Raw genomic sequence first — 19,578 nt, 5'->3', positions numbered from 1 at the left:
TCAGAAGTATTAGAACAAGGAAGAGAGTGTAGCTCTCTTCCTGTTCATACTTACTAAAATCAATAGCATACGCTACTTAACTACTATTTTGCTTCTAGAAACTTCTCTTGTTGTAAGATCTACCATTTCCAGAACATAAATTCCGGCAGGAACACCTTGTAAAGAGAGGCGAGTTTGTACTTGCTTGTCTTTTAAGAGTTTTGTTGCAACTACATTTCCTGATAAGCTGATCAATCTCATTTGAACATTACCTACCATATTTTTGCTCATTACATTTACGTAATTTTTGGCAGGGTTAGGACTTACAACTGCATCAAATTGTCTTTGTACAGCAGCTGTACCTGCAGAATTAGCATCACCAAAGAAGAATCCAAATTCTGCGTTTGCCAGAGCAACTTCAATTTGAGCCCAGCTTCTGTGGTAGTTCTGAGTAAAGTCTGTACCTGAGTCATACGCTTGTTGTAATCTATCAAATTCAGGATCATTTTTAAGATCTGATCTGATATCCAAGAAACTTACACCGGGTTTGATTTGATCCCCATTTGGCATTGTACCACTGAATCCTTGAGGGATATATACTTCTTGCTCAAAAATTCTCTTGAAGTCTCCTCTTTCTTCTGGAGAAGATACTCCTTTGTCGTCTCGATAAGTAACCCACATTCTGTCTAATACTTCTTTTGCAAGGTCTTTGGCTTCTGTATCAAGAGTGCCATACTTTTGCGTAGCAGCAGCATAATAAATCAGTGCTTTTGCCATAGAAGCAGCAACCCCAAGGTCTTTGTTATAATCCGTTACCGTAACGCTTAGATTATTATTGCTTCCAGGATTATTAGGATTCCATGTATCAGGTTCTCCAGACCACTCTAAGGTAGCAGGAATATCAAAATCGTTATTTCCTATAAGTACTACCTGGCTTTTTACCCATGCTGCCCATTTGTCCATTAGATTTTTGGCCATAGCATCATTTGTAATGTAATAATACTCGGCTACTCTTTCCATAGACCATGCTTGCCATCCAAACCAAGTTCCACTTCCTGGATCGTGATATACAGGATCTTTGTCATATGCCATATCGTAGAATGTAGATTTGCCAGAAGGATAAGGGCTGTAGTCTCCATTCCAGCTATTTGTGGCTCCACCGGCAATAGCTCCTTCTTTAGATTGTAACCATGTATAGAATTCCATTTGTCTTTTCAGACTTTCTGTCCAGTCTCTTTCTCCGTTCTGAGATTTTGGCTTTAATTCGTCTACTTGCGTAAGTGCGTAGGCTGCTACAGGATTTTGATATCCAAAATGACAGTGGCTAGAGCTAATTCTAAATGCCCATTGAGATGCCGGGTCAGCAGAACCACCCCAAGACATATACCATGACATAAGATAATGAGCACTATCATAACCGGTTCCTGCACCACTTGTTGCACTTTGTACGCCAAGAGGTTTGAAATATTTATCAAACATAGAGAGTCTTAAGAAATCTCCCATTTTAACAGCTTTATCAAGATCAAGATTGCTTAAGCTAGCTCCCTGTTCTTTGGCATAAATCTGTGCCCAGTACATTGCTTGTACTGCTCTTGCATCTGCATCAGGAGCACTGGTATACCTCCATTGTTTGGCATAATTTTGATCTTCTACAAAAAGAGGTAAGTATCCATTTTGGCCACCCCAATCAAAGCTCTCCCAAGAAGGGTGTGGTACTGTTTCAAAAACAGATTCTTGCTCTCCCCTTTGGAATGTATTGATATAAGAAGGAGTACTTACACCATCACCTCGGTTTCCATATCCGTAGAAATTATCATTGTCTAGTAACCAATGCATTTGATAAATATCTGGTCCGTAAGCAGCAGTTAAATCGGGTGAAACCGGGTCAGATCCTACAGGAGCACCAAAGTTAAGAGGCGCAGGGTAATCACTTGGTAATGGAAACTCACTTGCATATGCGGCCGGAGAAGATGGATTATATGCTGCATTTGAAGGCTGATCTGCATTTGTAGGAATAATAAACTCTTCGATTTTATTCCAAACATTATTAAGCGGAGCCCAGTCTTTTGTGATTCTACCATTCATTACTTCTAACCATAACCAGTATGAGTATAACTCACTGGTAGATTCATGACCATGATCAGGAGCTTCTACTATTAATGTTTCAATAGAGTGATGTGGTGAACCATCTGCACTGAAATATCCATTAGCGGGATCATAGAATTCATTTCTCATCTCTATAAACCTATCTATATATTCATTGTCTCCTGTTGGAGGATTAATAATGATATCACCATCATTTACTTTGATCGTAATTTTTGCCTGATCTTCTCCTCCGTTTCCATCAGTAACTGTAAGTGTTACTTCATAATCAGCAACAGACGAATAAGTATTTTGTACTGTAACCCCAGTAGCAGAAGTACCATCTCCAAAGTCCCAGTTGTATGATAGAGTATCTCCGTCAGCATCGGTTGATCCTGAGGCGTCAAAAGAAACTAAAAGAGGTGCTTCACCAGAAGTAGGTGTTGCAGCAATATTAGCGACAGGGTTAGTATTACCGTTACCTGCTCCACAATCTGGTGCGATAGAAGAAGTGCTAAAATATAATGTAAACCCTTCTGTTTTTGATACTAATACAAAATTATTACTGTCTATAGTTGCCCAATATGTACCATCTAGTCCTGTGAATCCAGAACCAGTAATTGTGATTTCTGGTTGCGCAGCATTAAAGTTTTGAGTTACTTTTGGTAACAGATCATTCCACCAGCTTGGCACTCCATTGTTAGTATTCATAGAAAACTGGTATAACCCATTGTTGGCAAGGTCCCAGTTGATTGTAAAGTTGGTTACATTATCCAGATTTGGTCCTCCGTTTCCTAAAACATAAATATTTTCAAATTGTGTATTTATGCTTGGTAAAGTAGTTGCTAAAGGAGTTCCGAATGTACAATCTAATAAAGCGCTAGGAGGGTTATTAACTACAACGGGGTTTCTAACAATAGCGATAGAGTTGGAGAAATCAAAATCTCCTGAAAGATCAGTAACTTTATTATTTACTTCTAAGCCTTGAAGACCTTCTTCGTAACTTAAATGCCAAATGTAGCAAGTTCCTGTTCCTGCACCATCAAAATCTACAACTTCTGGTGAAGCTGGTAATCCTAGAATTGTGTTTTGATCATCGGTAACGACCCATTGCGATTTTGCTCCTGTGTTTCCTGCTAATGTAACACCAGAAACATTATCTTTAAGATTATCTCCTACTGTAAATGTAAATGGACCACCAGTAATAGCCCCTCCGCTCACTACAGATGGGTTTGTAGTTGAACTACCACAATCCGGTGCTGTAGCAGATGTACTAAAATATAGTGTAAAATCTGCTGTTTTTGATACTAACACAAAGTTATTATTGTCAACAGTTGCCCAGTATGTACCATCTAATCCTGCGAATCCAGAACCGGTGATTGTAACTTCTGGTTGCGTGGCATTAAAGTTTTGAGTTACTTTTGGCAATAGATCATTCCACCAGCTTGGTACTCCATTGTTGGTATTCATGGAGAATTGATATAACCCATTGTTTTCAAGGTCCCAATTGATTGTAAAATTGGTTACATTATCCAGATTTGGTCCTCCGTTTCCAAGTACATAAATATTCTCAAATTGCGAATTTATATTTGGTAGTGCAGTTGCCAGAGGAGTATCGAATGCACAACTTGGGCTGCTGCCATCTGTAATAGTGATCGTTTCTGTAGTAGTATTTGTTTGCCCAGCAGCATTTTCTACAGTTAATGTAACTGTAAAAACACCTACTTGAGTATACGTTGTACTTGCAGTTGCAGTATTTGCAGTATCACCATTTCCTAAATCCCAGCTATAGGTTAGATTTCCTCCCGCAGGGTCTGAAGATCCGGCAGCATCAAAAGTAACCTGAAAAGGAGCAACACCAGAGGTTGCACTTGCTGTAAATGAAGCAATAGGGCTACCATCTGTAACGGTGATCGTCTTGGTTGCAGGAGAAGAGGTGTTACTACCATCGCTTACTGTTAACGTTACTTCATAAGTACCAACTTGTGTAAAGGTAATTTTTGGAGAAACAGCAGTAGAAGTTTGACCATTATTAAAATCCCAAGAATAGGTTAAGGCATCTCCATTTGGATCAGAGGACGCAGAAGCGTTAAAAGATACTTCTAAAGGAGCAATTCCTGTTTCTGGAGAAGCTGTAAATGAAGCTGTAGGAGTATCGCCACCATTAGGTTCTTTTCCTCCGGCAAGTACACCATCTACATAAATAGGAACATTATCAACTATTTTTAAGCTATTGTTAAGTCCTGTATACGAAAAATCGTTTGTAGCATCCCATGCAGATTCTGGAGCATCGTTTGGTAAAGCGATTCTTAATTGAATTTCACTTCTGTACTCTCCCTGACCTCCGGGAAATGGCATTTGATCCTGATCTACTTCAACTTCTGCATAGTAGATGTTTTGAGAAGCATCCCAAGCTTGTAATCCGCTTACTGCTGTTCCTGCACCTCGTGCAATTATTGAGTAATCGCTTACACTAAAACCAGCTGCTACTCCTTCTGAAATATCAATAAAATATCTTGCTTTGAGTGTACCAGGTACTCGTGCCGGCCATGCAGAACGGTTATTTAACCATATGGCTACTTCTGTAAAACGAGATTGGTCGTTATTGAGTCTTACCTCATTTATAAATTCTAGTCCTGGTGTTTCAGGTTGAGGAAAATCTTTTAATTCGCTACCTCCAAATTCCATTACCATTCTTGCTAGTACACCTTGATAACAAGCGTTGTAATCTGTGGCTACTTCATTTGCCTGAAAGTCGTTTCTATCTTCTTCAAAAGCGTCGTTTGGCATTCCCGGGCCACCCATTAAAGCACCCCAAAGTGTATGTCTAGACTCTTCTGGAACAGAAGTACTTCTTGCCCAGCTTGCATGTTGCCCTCTATGATGTGGTTTTGTTGGTGGATTTACACCAAATCCTGTTACCAAACTTCTGTTATTTGGATTGTCACCTAATGCATAGTTCACTTGAGCTACGGCAAAATCGTGATATTGTTGTTTTTTGGGTGTAGCAACGTTATCACTATATATCAGCGCTGTAAGTGAAGCATTCATAGCATGGCGTAGAGAACCCCATTGTGTTAAATGTGCTTGTCCTCCTGGAGAGTAATTGATTCCTCCTCCTCTTTGCCAGAAGTCCAAATGGCGTTCTGCGTCAGCTTTATAATTATCTTTTCCGGTGATGATAGATAATAATACCATGTTTCCGTAAGACTTATCATCCCATACTAGACTCCATAAAAAGTCGGGTTGTGAATATTCAGCTTCGGCTTTGTCTAAGTATTTTTGTTCTCCTGTAGCTTTATATAACCAAAGTGCACCCCAGGTTAATTCATCTTGAAAACCTCCTGAAGAATATGTACCGGTTGCAGGAATATTTCCATCCTCATTATACAATCCTCTATAGGTATCTCCAAAAGCATATAATTCTTTTGCATGTCGTAATAGAGTAGCACTGTAGGCAGGATCACTGTCTTTGAAAATAATACTTGCAGAAGCTAATGCAGCGGCAGTCTCACAAGCAACTTCTGTACCGGGAGCAGTAGGAGATAACTTGTATGATTTACGTTGCCCGTATTGTGGATGTACGTCTACCATTTCTGGAGACATCCAGAAGTTATGATCTTGTGATTTACTATCTGCTACTTGAGCATAAAATTCATTTGGTGATGGATGACATTTTATAAAATAATCTGTTACCCATTTTATATTTTGCTTAAAGTGCTCAGTTTGGTTTGCGCTGTCGTACCCATCTTTATACTCAAGGTACCCCCAATTGAGAGCAGTAACAGAAAATGCCATCGGAAATCCAAACTTAACATGGTCTCCGGCATCATGCCATCCTCCTGTTAAGTCCAAACCTACATCTTTTCCATCATTGACCCCTGCATTGGATCGCCAACTAATTCTATTCCAGTCTGGTAAAACTCCAGATTGTTGCGTCTCGTAAAAGAGAAGGGACTTCTGGAGAGCTTCTCCATAATTAAATTGTGCAGTTATGGTACCACACGCCAGAAGCAAAAGTAACATCGCTCCTGATTTTATAAAGTTTCTCATAATCGATACAGTTTTAAAATATCTTTTTCCTAAATTTTAATTGAATTGTGTCATTTGTCTTGGTTAAAGTCATTCGTGTCAAAACACAATAATTAAGGATTTGATTGTATTAAATTTTATATTGTTTTAGAGTTTTGAATTTTTTAATTGTCACCTTTATATTCAAAATAATATCTAGGTAACAAAAGCAATTACTACACACGAATGCTTTATTACAGTTTACGTTTTGTATTTCATTGTTTTAGTGTTTTAGGGTTAGTATTAATTCTAGAGAGTAGTATCCATAACTAATGGTTAGGGAGCTACAAGTTGTTTGCGATCTTACAGTATTATACTTCTACGTTTTTATAGGTGTAAAGGAAATTCACACTATTAATAGAGCACATCATCAATTCTTTTTGATCATGATAGACTACTCATCTATAGGTCTTAATACGCATTATGGAGTTTAATTCTCTGAGGCCTACTTCACTTCAAGTGTTGTATTTAGCAGGATGTCTCGCGTTGTTTGACTTGCAATGAGTTTAACTCTAGAAATATTTATAACATGAGAAGCTTTAGCAATAAATACTTCGGAGTGTTTTTTGATAAGTAGTACACCTATTTTGATGTATAAACAAAGGTAAATTTTTGTGAGTTGGCAATGGAATCTTAAAAGCCATTCGGGCTAGAAAAGATGGTTGTGTAAGCGTTTTCATTTTAATACGTGTTAAGAGTAGTTTGTGTTTTAAAGAGTTTGCGTTTTGTAAATAAAGTTTTTGATTCCTTTATTTTGGTTTTGTTATTCACCTTTTACTTTTGGCGATAGTAAATCATGATGAATAATGGCGATCAATTTTTAATATTGCCATTTCTCTTAGAGAGGCAGTGTTAAAGTTGTTTTTCATGGGTGTTTGGGGCTTATAATTAATTAGTATCTTTTATTCTTTTATAAATTGTAATTTAGATCTTTCTGATATTGAAATAATATATACTCCTTTACTGAGACCAGAAGTTAGAATTACTTCTTCTTTCTGTTTCGCAGTAAAGTTTATAACAGAGTTTCCAAGTAGATCATATACTATGATTTCGTCTCCTACTTTAATTCCCTTGAGTTTTACAAAATCTATTGAAGGGTTAGGGAACAAAGAGATTTCTTCGGTATTAATTTTATGATGTATATCATGAGTATTGGAAATTGTGTTATGAACAGAAACAATATTCCATTTTTGGTTTATGTTATCTTTATGATACTCCCAAATCTGGGTAGTCGCATCAAACTCACCTTCTGTTACATCTAGCGCTTTAGTAATACAATGAACAGGTTTAATACTATAACTACCATCATTACTATTTAAATTAATTCTCCACTTTTGATGGTTTTTATTGGCTTGAGTATGTGTTGTTACTTGCGATGCATTTTCACATTTTCCATTAGGAATCTCAAGATATCTGTTGGAGCCTTTATTTTTTATAGTATAAATGTTGTTTCCCAAATGTTTTAATATCCATTTTTGATTGTCAACATCAGTAGGGTCATTCATTACGACGAGATGGTCTTTTGTAATATCAAATAGCAACCTTTGGTTAGTGGTAAGAGCGCTAATATAATAAGTTCCTTCTGCGATAATTGGAAGGTCTTTGAAATTTACTTTTATATTTTTTATTTCATCTGTGTCTAACGCTTGTTGCCAATCTGTTCCAACGGGCCTAATGTGGGATTTAAATGCATATGTGTTTCCCTCTGAAGGAAGAGAGGGTAGAGTTACTGTTATAGGTTTTGTACCTAACCCTTTAGATACTTTGTCTACTTTGCTGGCAATCCAAGTATTATTTTTCCAAAAACTTACTACTATTTCTCTTTGATCAGAGGCCTTATATTGCATATCCAAAGTATAGGACATCTGTGAATATAATACAGAAGGAACATCTTTAAAAGAAATCTGATTATCGGACTTATCCAGAACCACACTAGTTTTACCCCATTTTTTTCCTTGAGCAGGATAGAGGGTTTGTGCATTGAGTTGTATGATACCCAAACTAAAGAATATGTAGGTGATCAGTTTTATTGATTTCATGATTTGGATGATATCCTTAAATATTTCGAAAAATAATGCTTGTATGTAATGATTTAGTTTCTAGGGGTAATTTTACATTTTATCAATGATAAAAAATAAATAAATCACCAATTCAGTTTACTTAAAATTAATGTTTCAAACAATCTTTATAAATTAAATATCGATGAGGTCTTTGATGATCAAAAATTGAAAAAGACAATGTGAAATTTAATTTTGATTTTGAGATATTGAAATAAAATGCATGATAGAGTTTGTGTTATGATTATACTTGTTTGATTAATATGTTATCTGCTATTTTTTTAGCATAGCATAGAATATTCTCTTATATTTATTTAACGAAATTACTTTAGAATGACATATATTTTGGTTTTTTCATAGGGTACATTAGGAGTACATTATGAAAAAAAAGAATACATAAAGCGTACTATTTTTATTTTATTACGTTTTTAAGAATAAGAAATATAACTAACTCCCCCAAATCAAAGTGAAAGACTTAACAATCAGACTATTATTTGTATGTTTTTTGTGTAATTTGACAACTGTATTTTGTCAAAAAAACCTCTCTTTAACACAAAAAAACCAAGAAATTGACAGCCTAATTAAGGTTGCAAAAAAGGACCTTATCGGAAATGGAGACCTATTAAAGAAATTGTTAAAAAAATCAAAGGAAATAGGTTATAGGAAAGGAGAATTAGAAAGCTTGATCAATCTAGGAGCGTACTATAAAAATAATTCAATGATTGATAGTGCAAATATTGTATATGATAAAGGCGAAAATATCGTTAAGGAAAATTCTAATTTGGATTTCTTACTTTCTCAGATTTATAACAATAAGGCGGCTATTTTATTTGATCAAAAATTTCATTATCAAGCGCTAAAATACTATCACAAGTCTTATAAACTCGACTTAAAATGGGGAGATAGAAAAACAGCAACAATTACAAAAATGAATATTCTTAAATGTCATCTATCCCTTGGCGAACCGGATAAGGTTCTGGCATATTCTAAACAGCTACTTAAGGATACCATTTTTGTAAAACATCGTGATTTAAGATATCGTTTATATGCTAATCTTGCGAGCGCTCATTTTAATAAAAGAGAATATGGCAAAGCGATAAATTGGTGGACAGCAAACCTAAAAAGTATTGAAAAAACAGATAAGAAAGGAGAGATAAGTTATATTATATCTTCTATAGCAGATGCATATAGAAGTCTTGGTGATTATGATATGGCATTAGAGAAAGCGCTTTATGCAAAAAAGATACTAGATAATAAACCAGAACTAAGCTCTTATACAGCAGTTAATGAACTTATATTAGGCAAAATCTATAATTCTTTGGACAATCCTCATAAGGCGATAGAACATTTTGAATATGCTATACTACAAAACACAAACGATCCAATGGATATGGCTTTTGCATACAGAAACCTGGGGGCTATACATAAAAGACTAAATGATTGGGAAAAATCAACGAATTATTATAACAAATATGGAAGTTTTATTGATAGTCTCTACATGAAAAGAAATAAAGATATATCAAAGGTATCAAAGGGAAGAATAGAATTAATAGAAGAACAATATAAAAACGATTTGTTAATTAAAGACAATGATATTTTGATGTATAAAAATGAGAAACAAAGATTGTACATTACCTCTCTAGTAGTAGGTTTATGTGGTTTTTTGCTTATCTTATTGTCAATTGCTTTTTATAAAAAATATCATTTGAGTGAGAAGGAAATAGAGCAACTTAAAGAAAATGAAAAGTTGATTCTCAAAAACCATTTACAAGGTAGAGAAGAGGAGTTTTTGGTTACCATGATTTCTATAAACGAAAAGCTCAGCAAGTTAAGTTCGATAAAAAAATATTTGTCATCTGCTATAAAATACGATAACAAAGAAGAAATCATGGAGGCAGAAAAAAAATTGGATAAGTTTATTGCTTCAATTGCAGATCTTGGTATTCTAAAGGATAGAATAGAATCTCAATACCCAGGTATTATTGCGCAGATTAATGCTCGTTATCCAGACCTTTCTGCAAACGATGTAAGACATTGTTTATTAGTTAAACTCAATTTATCTATTAAAGAATCTGCTCAATTACTAGGCGTTTCTATACATGCAGTAAAAATGGCCAGAAAAAGAGTTAAGAAGAAAATTAATGTTCCTGATGATGTATCATTAAAAGAGCACTTAAGACATATTATGACACCAGAAATAGCTTAAATGTAACCTTAATGTAAGTTTTTATATAAAAATAACCCCTTGCAAAGTCTCACAAGGGGTTTAAATTGAAACATAATTGTATTTTACACAAACTCAACTTATATACTAATTATGATAGCTTCAATTTAATTTAGATTAAGCTTTACTATATGTGGTTTTAGAAATAAAGCTAAATCTCATATATTTTAAGGTATTTAAAATCAGTTTTAGGTTTATATTTTAAAAGCTATTTACTATTTTTTGTATTTAACTTTTTTATAATCCCCGGGATAATACACCCCGGGGGTTAAGAATTGAAACTCGACATGCAATTTAATTTTACACAAACTCAACTTAAATTCACATATGATTGTGTTTCAATTATTTTTTTAATTATTATTCTACAGAAGTATTAAAAGTCCAATCAATATCAGGAGAACCTCCTGCATTAGCTATATTTCCTTCTGCAACACCACTTGCATCCTTATCAAGCTCATGTCTTAAAACAACTCTTAGAGCTACATCACCGGTAGTATCGGTTGTAGTAAGTGTAAACGTAAGACCTACAGGGTTTGTAGACGTAAAGGCTACTCCTTCTGCATTTTCATAATTAGATTCATTATCCGTATAGGCAGTTGTTATTCCTAAATCGTCAGTTATAAAAAAGAATTGATGCTCATCTGCTTCTTCTTGAATTTCTTCAGTAACTATTTCTACAGGGTCTTCAGATTCGTTTAAAACTGCGACACTACCATTATATGTAGTACTTGCTTTTAATGTACCCGTTACAGTCGGAGTAGGTTCTGTAGGACCGTTTTCACCATCCTCGTCAAAAAATCTCATAACTACTGTGTCTGAAGTGTCTGTACTATTAGTAAGTGTTACTGTCATTGTAGTAATTAATTCTCCTTCATTGGCAGGATCAGGATTATCATCATCATCAGAACAAGAAGAGATAAATAAGGTTCCTGAAATAGCTAACATTGTTAAAAATTTGTTTGTGTTCATGTTTTTAAATTAATAGTTTATAGATAGTCTTAGTAAAAAATTTCTTCCAATATCATCAGCAAAAAATCGCTGACGGTTTAAATAGTTTCTATAGGTTTCATCAAGTATATTATTAATCGTTACACCAACCTTTAGATTACTTTTTGTTCCTAAAGCAAATTTCAAATCTGCATTAGCATTAAGTAAGTGATACGCATCAGGCGGGGTATTAATTTCTAATAATACATCTTGATCTGCGTCTATTGAAAAAACCTCAATATTTGGAGGAAATTCATTTTGTCTAAAAAAGAACTGACTTTCTAACGATATTGTTAAGTCCTTCCATTCTTTGTTATGATAAGTAATTTTATTATTAGTATTTGGTGCGGGCATGTTAATCAATGCAATGTCATTATCCGTCTCTTGCCCTTTTACTAAAGAAAAATTATGATCTGTTCTCCACTTATCTAACCAGTTTATATATAATTTGGCATCAATGCCCAAAAGTCTTGCATTGGTTTGTCTATACTCCCAAATAGGAAAAGCTCCTCGTATTGATAATTCTACATCTGTTGGTTCTAAAAGAATGTAGTCATTAATAAAGTTTGCATAAGGCGCAAGCTCATATCCCCATTTTTCTGTGTTTTTTTGTAAAGAGATTGATACCTTTTGAGAGGTTTCTTGATCGATTCGTAGATCACCTAATTCTATTCTTGCAGCAGAATGATGTAAACCATCACTAAATAATTCTGCCGGATTAGGAGCTCTTTGTGATAAAGCATAATTAACTTTTAGTGCATTGTCTTGACCAAATGTATATTGAGCACCAATCGTTCCTGATAGACTATGGTATTCAAAAACGGGATTAGTCAGGAATTGAGAACCACGAGCTCTTTCAATAATAATATCCGAAAAATCATTATTATATCCTCTTTCTTCCCATCTTGAAATTAAATAGAATTTCTTTGCATCTATTTTATTAAAATCGTAACGAATTCCTGCATCTATGGTAAGGTTATCACTAGCAAAATACTCACCAGATACAAAAGCACCAGCATCGTATTTCTCATAGTCAGGGATCAAACGTCTTACCTCTGTAGAAGGATCTGCAAAATTATCTTGGTATCGCAATAAAATACCAGTTTTAAGACTGTAATCTGCTTTGGCATCAAAGCTAAAATCTGAAGTTATGGTGTGTGTTGTAAGTTCTAAATCAAGACTTGGCTTACTTCTTAATTCTTCTGTTCTTCTTATATCAAATTCAAATCTTTGGTTGTATTGAAAATCATATTGAGTACTCCATTTTCCCAGTTCTTCAAACCTTTTAAAATATTTTAACCTTCCTAAATGATGTGTTACTTCTTGTTTTGGGTTTTCGATATCATAGGTAAAATCTCTTATGATATCTGGCTGTTGATTATTGATTGAGTTGATAAGATCGTCGACATTACCGATATGAGAGGCTGCCAATACACCAATTTCAGTATCAAAATAAGAATAATAGACATCCCATCCTGATGTAAATTTATTAACTCCAAAAGCAAGTGAAGCACTTTTTTCTGAAATACCTGTATTAGAAAGTATATAATCCGGGGTTTCTACATCTCCGAAGCGTTTAAAGCCCCCATGAATTTTAAAAAACCATCCGTTTTCATACCCTTTTACCAACTCTGTAGCTACAGAACCTCCTATACCATTGGTTGCACCGGTAAGTACTGTTTTTCCAAATAGCGTATCTTTTGCAGGTACACGATTGGGTTCTACAATAATGACACCACCGATTGCATCACCACCATATTGTAGTGCAGAAGCACCTTTGACCACCGTTACACTACCAGCAGCATTAATATCTATGTTTGGTGCATGTTCATCTCCCCACTCCATATCTTGCATCCTAACATTATTATTTATGATCATTACACGGCTTCCACTAAGTCCCTGAATAATTGGTTTTACAATGGTAGAACCTGTATTTAGCGAAGAAACACCAGTAATTTCTCTTAAGGCATCACCTAATGAAGCACTACTATATTTTTCTATCACATCATTGGATATAGTTTCTTCCTGAGAAGAGTTTGTCTCGGTTGTGGCACCCGCAACTTTTACTTCTGCTAACTCATTAAGATGATGCTCAAGATAAAAGTCTTTTGTTGATGTTTTTGAAACATCAATAGTTATCACTTGAGAATTACATTTTTCATGTGAGATAGTAAAAGCATAAGAGGTAGGGCATAGCCCTTCTATATTATATGTTCCTGATGCGTCTGTCACAATTTTACGATTATTAAACACTATTGTAGCGCCTTCTAGAGGTACTCCATCATGAAAATCGATTACTTTTCCAGAAAGTGTTTTTTCACATTCTTGAGCTGAAATAAAATTAATTCCGAGAATCAACACTAATAACCAAGTGTGTCTTTTCATTTGTAAAATAAATAATGAGTAAACTAGTAGTGTAGGTTTTCACTAATAGTTGAGTTGTCAATTAAAAGAGGTGAGATAATAACTAAGCTAAGGGAGGGGCTTTGTTTAGGAATGTATAGATAGATACAATATCATGATCTAAATTTCTATAAGAAATTTTAACAATGTTCAAAGGTATTGTAATAACTTTTGGAGTAAAAGTTATATGAGTAAAAACAAAATCGTCGTGATGTTGTTTAGAAATAAAATCACAAGTTTCGCACTCAGTATCTCCAGAATCATCATCATGGCTTAGAATATGTAAATCTGCCAATTGTATGATACCAAAGAATACTAAAAATACAGTTGCGAGTATTTGTTTATTATACTTCATTATAGCAAATAAACGAAAAAAAATAATTATTTGTTGTGTTTCTTAGAAAAGAAAGTGTTAAAAGCCTATAAAATCGATGGTTTTTTGAGTTACTTTTTCTAAGTCCGAAGATAAACGATTCATATCCCATGGATGCTTTGCTCCAAAAACATGATCAGCGCCTTCTACTATGAATAATTCGCTTTCGGGAGTTAACTTATGTATTTTTTTTCCTTCTTCTATAGTAACGGTTGGATCATGATTACCATGAATAATTAAATATGGAATGTTGATTTTTGAAACTGATGTTGAAATTGTTAGTCTTTTTTCATTTTCTAAAAAAGAAGTATAAAATTGAAAATAGTGAGGCATCTGTTGTTTTGTTCTTCCATTTTCTATAAACATCACCCCATCTTTTTCCCATTGTTCTATTTTATGTTTCTCTGGAAACCTTTTTTTAAAGTCAGACACACTTGCCCAGGTAATTAATTTTGAAATTCTTGAGTCTTCTGAAGCTTTTATGATTGTAATACCACCACCTCTAGAATGCCCAATTAAACTAATGTTTGCAGTATTGGTTTCATTTTTAAATTGCGAATCAATGCTTGTAATCCAATCAATAACCGTTTCGAGGTCATCTAGTTCTTTTATGTAATTGTTTTGTCCAAAAGCTTCTAAGTCAGGAAAGTCTATAGGTTTGTTTACTGTACCACCATTGTGCGAAAAGTTGAATTTGATGAAGAAATATCCCGCATTAGCGAATGCCTCGGCAACAAGATCCCATGCCCCCCAGTCTTTGAATCCTTTGTACCCATGACAAAAAATAACGATTGGTTTTGATGTGCTATTTTTATTATAAAAAGTATCTATTAATATAGGTTTATCATGTTGTCCTTGGATGATTATGTTTTTTTTCCTTTCAATCATTTTAAACTTCTTTTTCTATAAATGGAATTTTGCTATCAAAAATCTCTAAGATTAATTGTTTTAGTCGATGTAGGTATTCTTCAAAGATACTATTCGTAATTTCGTAATTTACTTTGCCTCGTATGCTTTCTTTGGTTCCAAATTTTAAAAAACCCTCTTGTAGATTTTTAAAAGAAATGATTCCTGCTACAAATGAGTCTTGTATTGGGTGCTTTGTTTGTTGCATATATGCGTAAGCCAAAATTTGTATGACTTTGCTATACTTATAATCTTCTATAGTCGCATCCCAATCCATGATGATTGTTTCATTTTTTGTGACTCTACCTGTTTTATAATCGATGACCCTTAATTGCCCATCTAATATGTCAATGCGATCTACTTTTCCTTTGATAAAAACAGGAGTACCTAGTTCTGGGATATGTAATTCTGCCTTTAGATTGTTTTCTATAGAAACTATTTTGAGTTCTGACCCTTTCTTTAATATCTCTTCTTCAGAGGTAAGAAAATTGAAAATATATCGTTTGGCAACTTCAAAGATTAATAAATTTTTGCCTTGGGTAATATTAAGATTAGAATACTCTTGTCTAAATTCTTTTTGAAGCTGGTTATCAATCTGATCTTTCATTTTTTTGAGATCATTGATTGTTACGTTTTTATTTTCTAAAGGCTTATAAAATGTTTCTAATGTATTATGTATTACTGTACCTAGTGTATTGGCAGCAATAGTCTCTTCGACTTGATCTGCTTCATTAATGCCTAAAACATATTTATAATAAAAATCTAGCGGGTTTCTTATATAAGAGGTCAAGGCTGAAGGAGATAGTCCATGATTGGCTAGTTGTTTCAACTTTGTTACTATATTTTCATTTTTATAAACATGTAGTAATTGTTTAGAAGGTTTAGGTACTTCTGTAGCAACAATATATTTATTTAAGGTATGATTAGGTCGTTTATCAATTTCTAATTGAAGCAAAAATCTACTTTTTTCTCCACCGGCAACACCTTCGTCTTCTGTATTATAGATAAGATATACTTTTTTTGCTCTTTGAATCAGTCTGTAAAAATGATACGTATATATGGCATCCTTTTCTTTATATGTTGGGAGATTATAGGCTCTTTTAAGATCATAAGGTATAAAAGAATTTGTGCTTTTTCCTGCCGGTAGAATACCTTCATTAACAGAGGTAATGATAACGGTATCAAAATCTAAGCAACGTGATTCTAGCATTCCCATGATTTGTAATCCATTAAAAGGTTCACCCAAAAAGTCAAGGGTTTCTGTTGTTAAAATATCTTTATATAATGAATGTAACGATGCTATTGTGTTTATATATGTGTAGGCTTCATTTATAGCCAAAATTTTATTGAATATTATATGAAAATGATATATATACTCTAATTCTAATTCGTTTTTTTCTTTATCAAGGCAGGTTTTGAGTTGTAGTATGATTTTTTTACAGCTAGTTAAAGCTTTTGTCGCATCAGTCCAATTATTGAATAATAGGTTTAAAATTTCTTTTTCGGCATCAGAGGCTGTTTCTTTAAGCTTTTGTAAAGTCACATAAACAATATTTTCTCGTGAGATTATAGAAATTAGTTTTTGCGAAAAAAAGCCTAAGAGTCTTCGGGTAGGTAAACTATTTAGAATTTCTATTACAGACTTGTGATAAAAACCTCTCTGGCTTGAGGTTTTATGTAGGTTAAATAGTAATTCAAAGAAAGCAGCAATAGGAACTTCTTTGAGAGGTAACCCCATTGTAATGTTGATTGCGTTAACTGTCCCGGGAAGTGAGTTAAGTAGGGGTTGCAATAATGTTTCATCAGCGAGTACCAAGGCGGTTTTTTCCATATCTGTAGGAGCAATAGATTGTAAAAGTTGCCCTACGGATTTTGCTTGCCCTATATTTTTGGGTACACCCAAAAGCGTAATATCTTTTTCTTGAGAGAAATTATTCTGTACCCACTCAAAAGGATTTTGCTTGTAGTACTCCCATTGATTTTTGTAACTTCTAAGAAATAAAGATGCTTCATGATACGGATTGTCTAGAAAGAAATGATCTGCGTCCCAGTATAATTTTGCAAGGTTTGTTTCTAGAAGTGATTTGAAGATCGTTTGTTCTGCATTATTGAGGGCATTAAACCCTAGTAAAATATGTGTTTTTTTTGCAGTACTAATATATTTTTTTATGTCTTCTGATGCTTTACGATATAATAAACCTTGATAGCCTATTTTTTTGGAAATGAGTTTGTTTTTGAAATTTGTGTAATATTCTAATAGATTTTCCCAAAATAGAATATAATTTTTTACAAGATCAGTTTTTTCTTTTTGTAGTGACCAATGATTTAAATCTTGTATTTCTGATAGATAATTGAAGAAGCTTTTGTGATCAATACAATATCTATCAATTTCATTAAAATCGTATATAAGTGTTTGAGCCCAAGTACTAAAAGTTTCAAAATCTTCTTTAGGAAGATGTGTATGGGTATTTAAATACGTTTCATAAAATTCGAATAGTGTCTGTGTATTATCTATTTGTCTCAAACCCGACAGCTCTACAATGAATTCTTCTATGCTGTAGATTAGTGGAGCAAAAAAGACGCGATTCGGATACATGGCTAATAGTTCTTTTTTAAGAAAAAGACCTGCTCTTTTACTAGGAACTATAAAAATAAGATCACTAATAGTTGTATCGTTGTTGTGTAGATCTATTATTACTTCTTTGAGAAAGCTTTTCAAATGTTTGTGTTTTTATTTTTTAAAGATAGAAAAGTCTTGAGAAGTAGTGTTGTATTTTATATGATTTTAAAATTAAGGCATAAAAAAACGTCCAGATTTCTCTGGACGCTTTCTTAATATTATAAGTGTTTTAGATTACTTAACTAAGTTAATCTCTACACGTCTGTTATCTGCTCTACCTTTTCTAGTTTTGTTAGAAGAGATAGGTCTGCTTTCTCCATAACCTACAGCAGATAATCTAAATTGATCTATACCATTTTCTGTTAAGTAGTTTTTAACAGAGTTTGCTCTAGAGTCAGATAATCTCTGGTTTAATTTTTCACTACCAACGCTATCAGTGTGACCTTCTACTGTAAATTTAGCATTAGGATACTCTTTTAAGATTGCGATGATATCTCCAAGAACTTTGTTAGATTCTGATTTGATTGTAGATTTACCAGAGTCAAATAAGATAGTCTTAGCATAGTCATTAAGAGTTTTCTGTACTTCTTCAGTTACTTCAGGACAACCGTTGTTTGCAACAGTACCAGCAACATCTGGACAGTTATCGTCTTTATCTAATACACCGTCACCATCTTTATCTTGGTAAGGACATCCGTTGTTAGAAGCAGGACCAGCTTCGTTTGGACAACCATCTTTACCATCTGCGATTCCATCACCGTCAGCATCAGGACAACCGTTTAATTCAGGTAGACCAGCTTCAGTAGGACAATCATCTTTAGGATCTGCTACACCGTCACCATCTGTATCAGGACATCCGTTGAATTCTGCAGTACCTGCAGTATCTGGACAATCATCTTTAGCATCAGTAATTCCGTCACCATCAGTATCAGGACATCCGTTGAATTCTTCTAAACCTGGTACTTCAGGACATTCGTCATCTTTATCATAAACACCATCACCATCAGTATCTTTTCCTCCGAAAGCAAAAGTGATTCCTGCAGAGTGTTGGAAATGAGTTGGAGGGTAGCTTCCAGTTTCGTAGTCTTCAAATACGTGCTTGTAAGTAGACTGCAGATTAAGTGCTAAGTTTTCTGTAAGCCAGAAATTAAATCCTAAAGAACCGTTTAAAGTTCCAGCACCTAATTCATCTACCCAAGTGTAACCACCACCTACACCTAAGTAAGGGTCAAACCAACCTGTGTTTAATACATTTTTGAAGCTGTAGCTAATTCTACCATCAAGAGCGTAGTATGATAAATCGTCTACTCTTACTTCAGTTCCATCAGGAAGTTCTCCAAACTTATCTATTTGGTTAACAGATCCCGTTGCAGTGAAAGAAAATCCGTCTCCTATATATCTACCAACAGATACTGTAGAAACAGATGGAAGAATATTCCAATTTTGATTAGCATTAAAAAATTCTTCAAAAATTTCCCCTTGATTCATCAGATCTCCTCCAGTAGGAAAGACATCAACGGCATTGATACCTATAGAAACCGCCCAAGGATTGTTTTCATCTTGTGCATTCGCAGTACTAAGTCCTAGTACGAGTAACGAAGCCGCTAAAAATCTGCTAAGATGTTTCATATTCAATAATTTAATTTTTAAGTGTTAATTAGAGCAAATGTAATATGTTAAACATAACTGTCAAAGATAAATCTAATAAATTTTTCTTAACAGCCCAGTAAACATGGCTGTTTTCAGGCTTTTTAAAGTTTTTTTTTGGCTCTTTTTTAATGAAAAAAAACTAATATTTTAACCTTTTTCAGAAAAATATATAACGTTTATATCAACAATTATGATACAATTATAAGATAAAATTACCTTTTATCCT

At 34.0% G+C, this 19,578-nt stretch carries 9 protein-coding genes; 1 reads left to right on the top strand and 8 read right to left on the bottom strand.

Annotation, left to right across the window (positions count from 1 at the left end):
* Positions 1–72: 72 nt before the first annotated feature.
* Together FHK87_RS26170 and FHK87_RS09330 are read right to left on the bottom strand one after the other, a co-directional pair.
* Positions 73–6,114, bottom strand: coding sequence for a glycoside hydrolase family 48 protein (locus FHK87_RS26170; RefSeq protein ID WP_226294166.1), 6,042 nt, complete (start codon positions 6,112–6,114; stop codon positions 73–75).
* 920 nt (positions 6,115–7,034) lie between these two features.
* Complete coding sequence (locus FHK87_RS09330) at positions 7,035–8,171, bottom strand: RICIN domain-containing protein (RefSeq protein WP_140592407.1); 1,137 nt, start codon at positions 8,169–8,171, stop codon at positions 7,035–7,037.
* Positions 8,172–8,703: 532 nt separating this feature from the next.
* Between FHK87_RS09330 and FHK87_RS09325 the strand changes: the two genes are divergently transcribed.
* Positions 8,704–10,395, top strand: coding sequence for a tetratricopeptide repeat protein (locus FHK87_RS09325; protein ID WP_226294165.1), 1,692 nt, complete (start codon positions 8,704–8,706; stop codon positions 10,393–10,395).
* Between the two features lie 375 nt (positions 10,396–10,770).
* Here FHK87_RS09325 and FHK87_RS09320 read toward each other — a convergent pair whose 3' ends face one another.
* The 6 genes from FHK87_RS09320 to FHK87_RS09295 form a co-directional block, all read right to left on the bottom strand.
* On the bottom strand, positions 10,771–11,382 hold the full coding sequence (locus FHK87_RS09320) for a type 1 periplasmic binding fold superfamily protein (RefSeq protein WP_140592405.1): 612 nt from the start codon (positions 11,380–11,382) through the stop codon (positions 10,771–10,773).
* Between the two features lie 9 nt (positions 11,383–11,391).
* Positions 11,392–13,785, bottom strand: coding sequence for a TonB-dependent receptor (locus tag FHK87_RS09315; protein WP_140592404.1), 2,394 nt, complete (start codon positions 13,783–13,785; stop codon positions 11,392–11,394).
* A gap of 82 nt (positions 13,786–13,867) precedes the next feature.
* Complete coding sequence (locus FHK87_RS09310; RefSeq protein ID WP_140592403.1) at positions 13,868–14,158, bottom strand: hypothetical protein; 291 nt, start codon at positions 14,156–14,158, stop codon at positions 13,868–13,870.
* 57 nt (positions 14,159–14,215) lie between these two features.
* Positions 14,216–15,064, bottom strand: coding sequence for an alpha/beta hydrolase family protein (locus FHK87_RS09305; RefSeq protein WP_140592402.1), 849 nt, complete (start codon positions 15,062–15,064; stop codon positions 14,216–14,218).
* A 1-nt stretch (position 15,065) separates the two neighbouring features.
* Entirely contained in the window at positions 15,066–17,801 is a 2,736-nt protein-coding gene (locus FHK87_RS09300; protein ID WP_140592401.1) for a PD-(D/E)XK nuclease family protein, read from the bottom strand.
* 135 nt (positions 17,802–17,936) lie between these two features.
* On the bottom strand, positions 17,937–19,331 hold the full coding sequence (locus FHK87_RS09295) for an OmpA family protein (protein ID WP_140592400.1): 1,395 nt from the start codon (positions 19,329–19,331) through the stop codon (positions 17,937–17,939).
* Between the last annotated feature and the right edge of the window lie 247 nt (positions 19,332–19,578).

The sequence above is a fragment of the Aquimarina algicola genome (assembly GCF_006443095.1).
Lineage (GTDB): Bacteria > Bacteroidota > Bacteroidia > Flavobacteriales > Flavobacteriaceae > Aquimarina > Aquimarina algicola.
The sequence above is the reverse complement of the archived record's forward strand: the minus strand, read 5'-3'. Positions and strand labels throughout refer to the sequence as shown.

Excerpts from the sequence above, each read along its gene's own strand:
- FHK87_RS26170 (WP_226294166.1), bottom strand. The coding sequence starts at position 6,114 with ATGAGAAACTTTATAAAATCAGGAGCGATGTTACTTTTGCTTCTGGCG.
- FHK87_RS09295 (WP_140592400.1), bottom strand. The coding sequence starts at position 19,331 with ATGAAACATCTTAGCAGATTTTTAGCGGCTTCGTTACTCGTACTAGGA.
- FHK87_RS09310 (WP_140592403.1), bottom strand. The coding sequence starts at position 14,158 with ATGAAGTATAATAAACAAATACTCGCAACTGTATTTTTAGTATTCTTT.
- FHK87_RS09305 (WP_140592402.1), bottom strand. The coding sequence starts at position 15,064 with ATGATTGAAAGGAAAAAAAACATAATCATCCAAGGACAACATGATAAA.
- FHK87_RS09315 (WP_140592404.1), bottom strand. The coding sequence starts at position 13,785 with ATGAAAAGACACACTTGGTTATTAGTGTTGATTCTCGGAATTAATTTT.
- FHK87_RS09320 (WP_140592405.1), bottom strand. The coding sequence starts at position 11,382 with ATGAACACAAACAAATTTTTAACAATGTTAGCTATTTCAGGAACCTTA.
- FHK87_RS09330 (WP_140592407.1), bottom strand. The coding sequence starts at position 8,171 with ATGAAATCAATAAAACTGATCACCTACATATTCTTTAGTTTGGGTATC.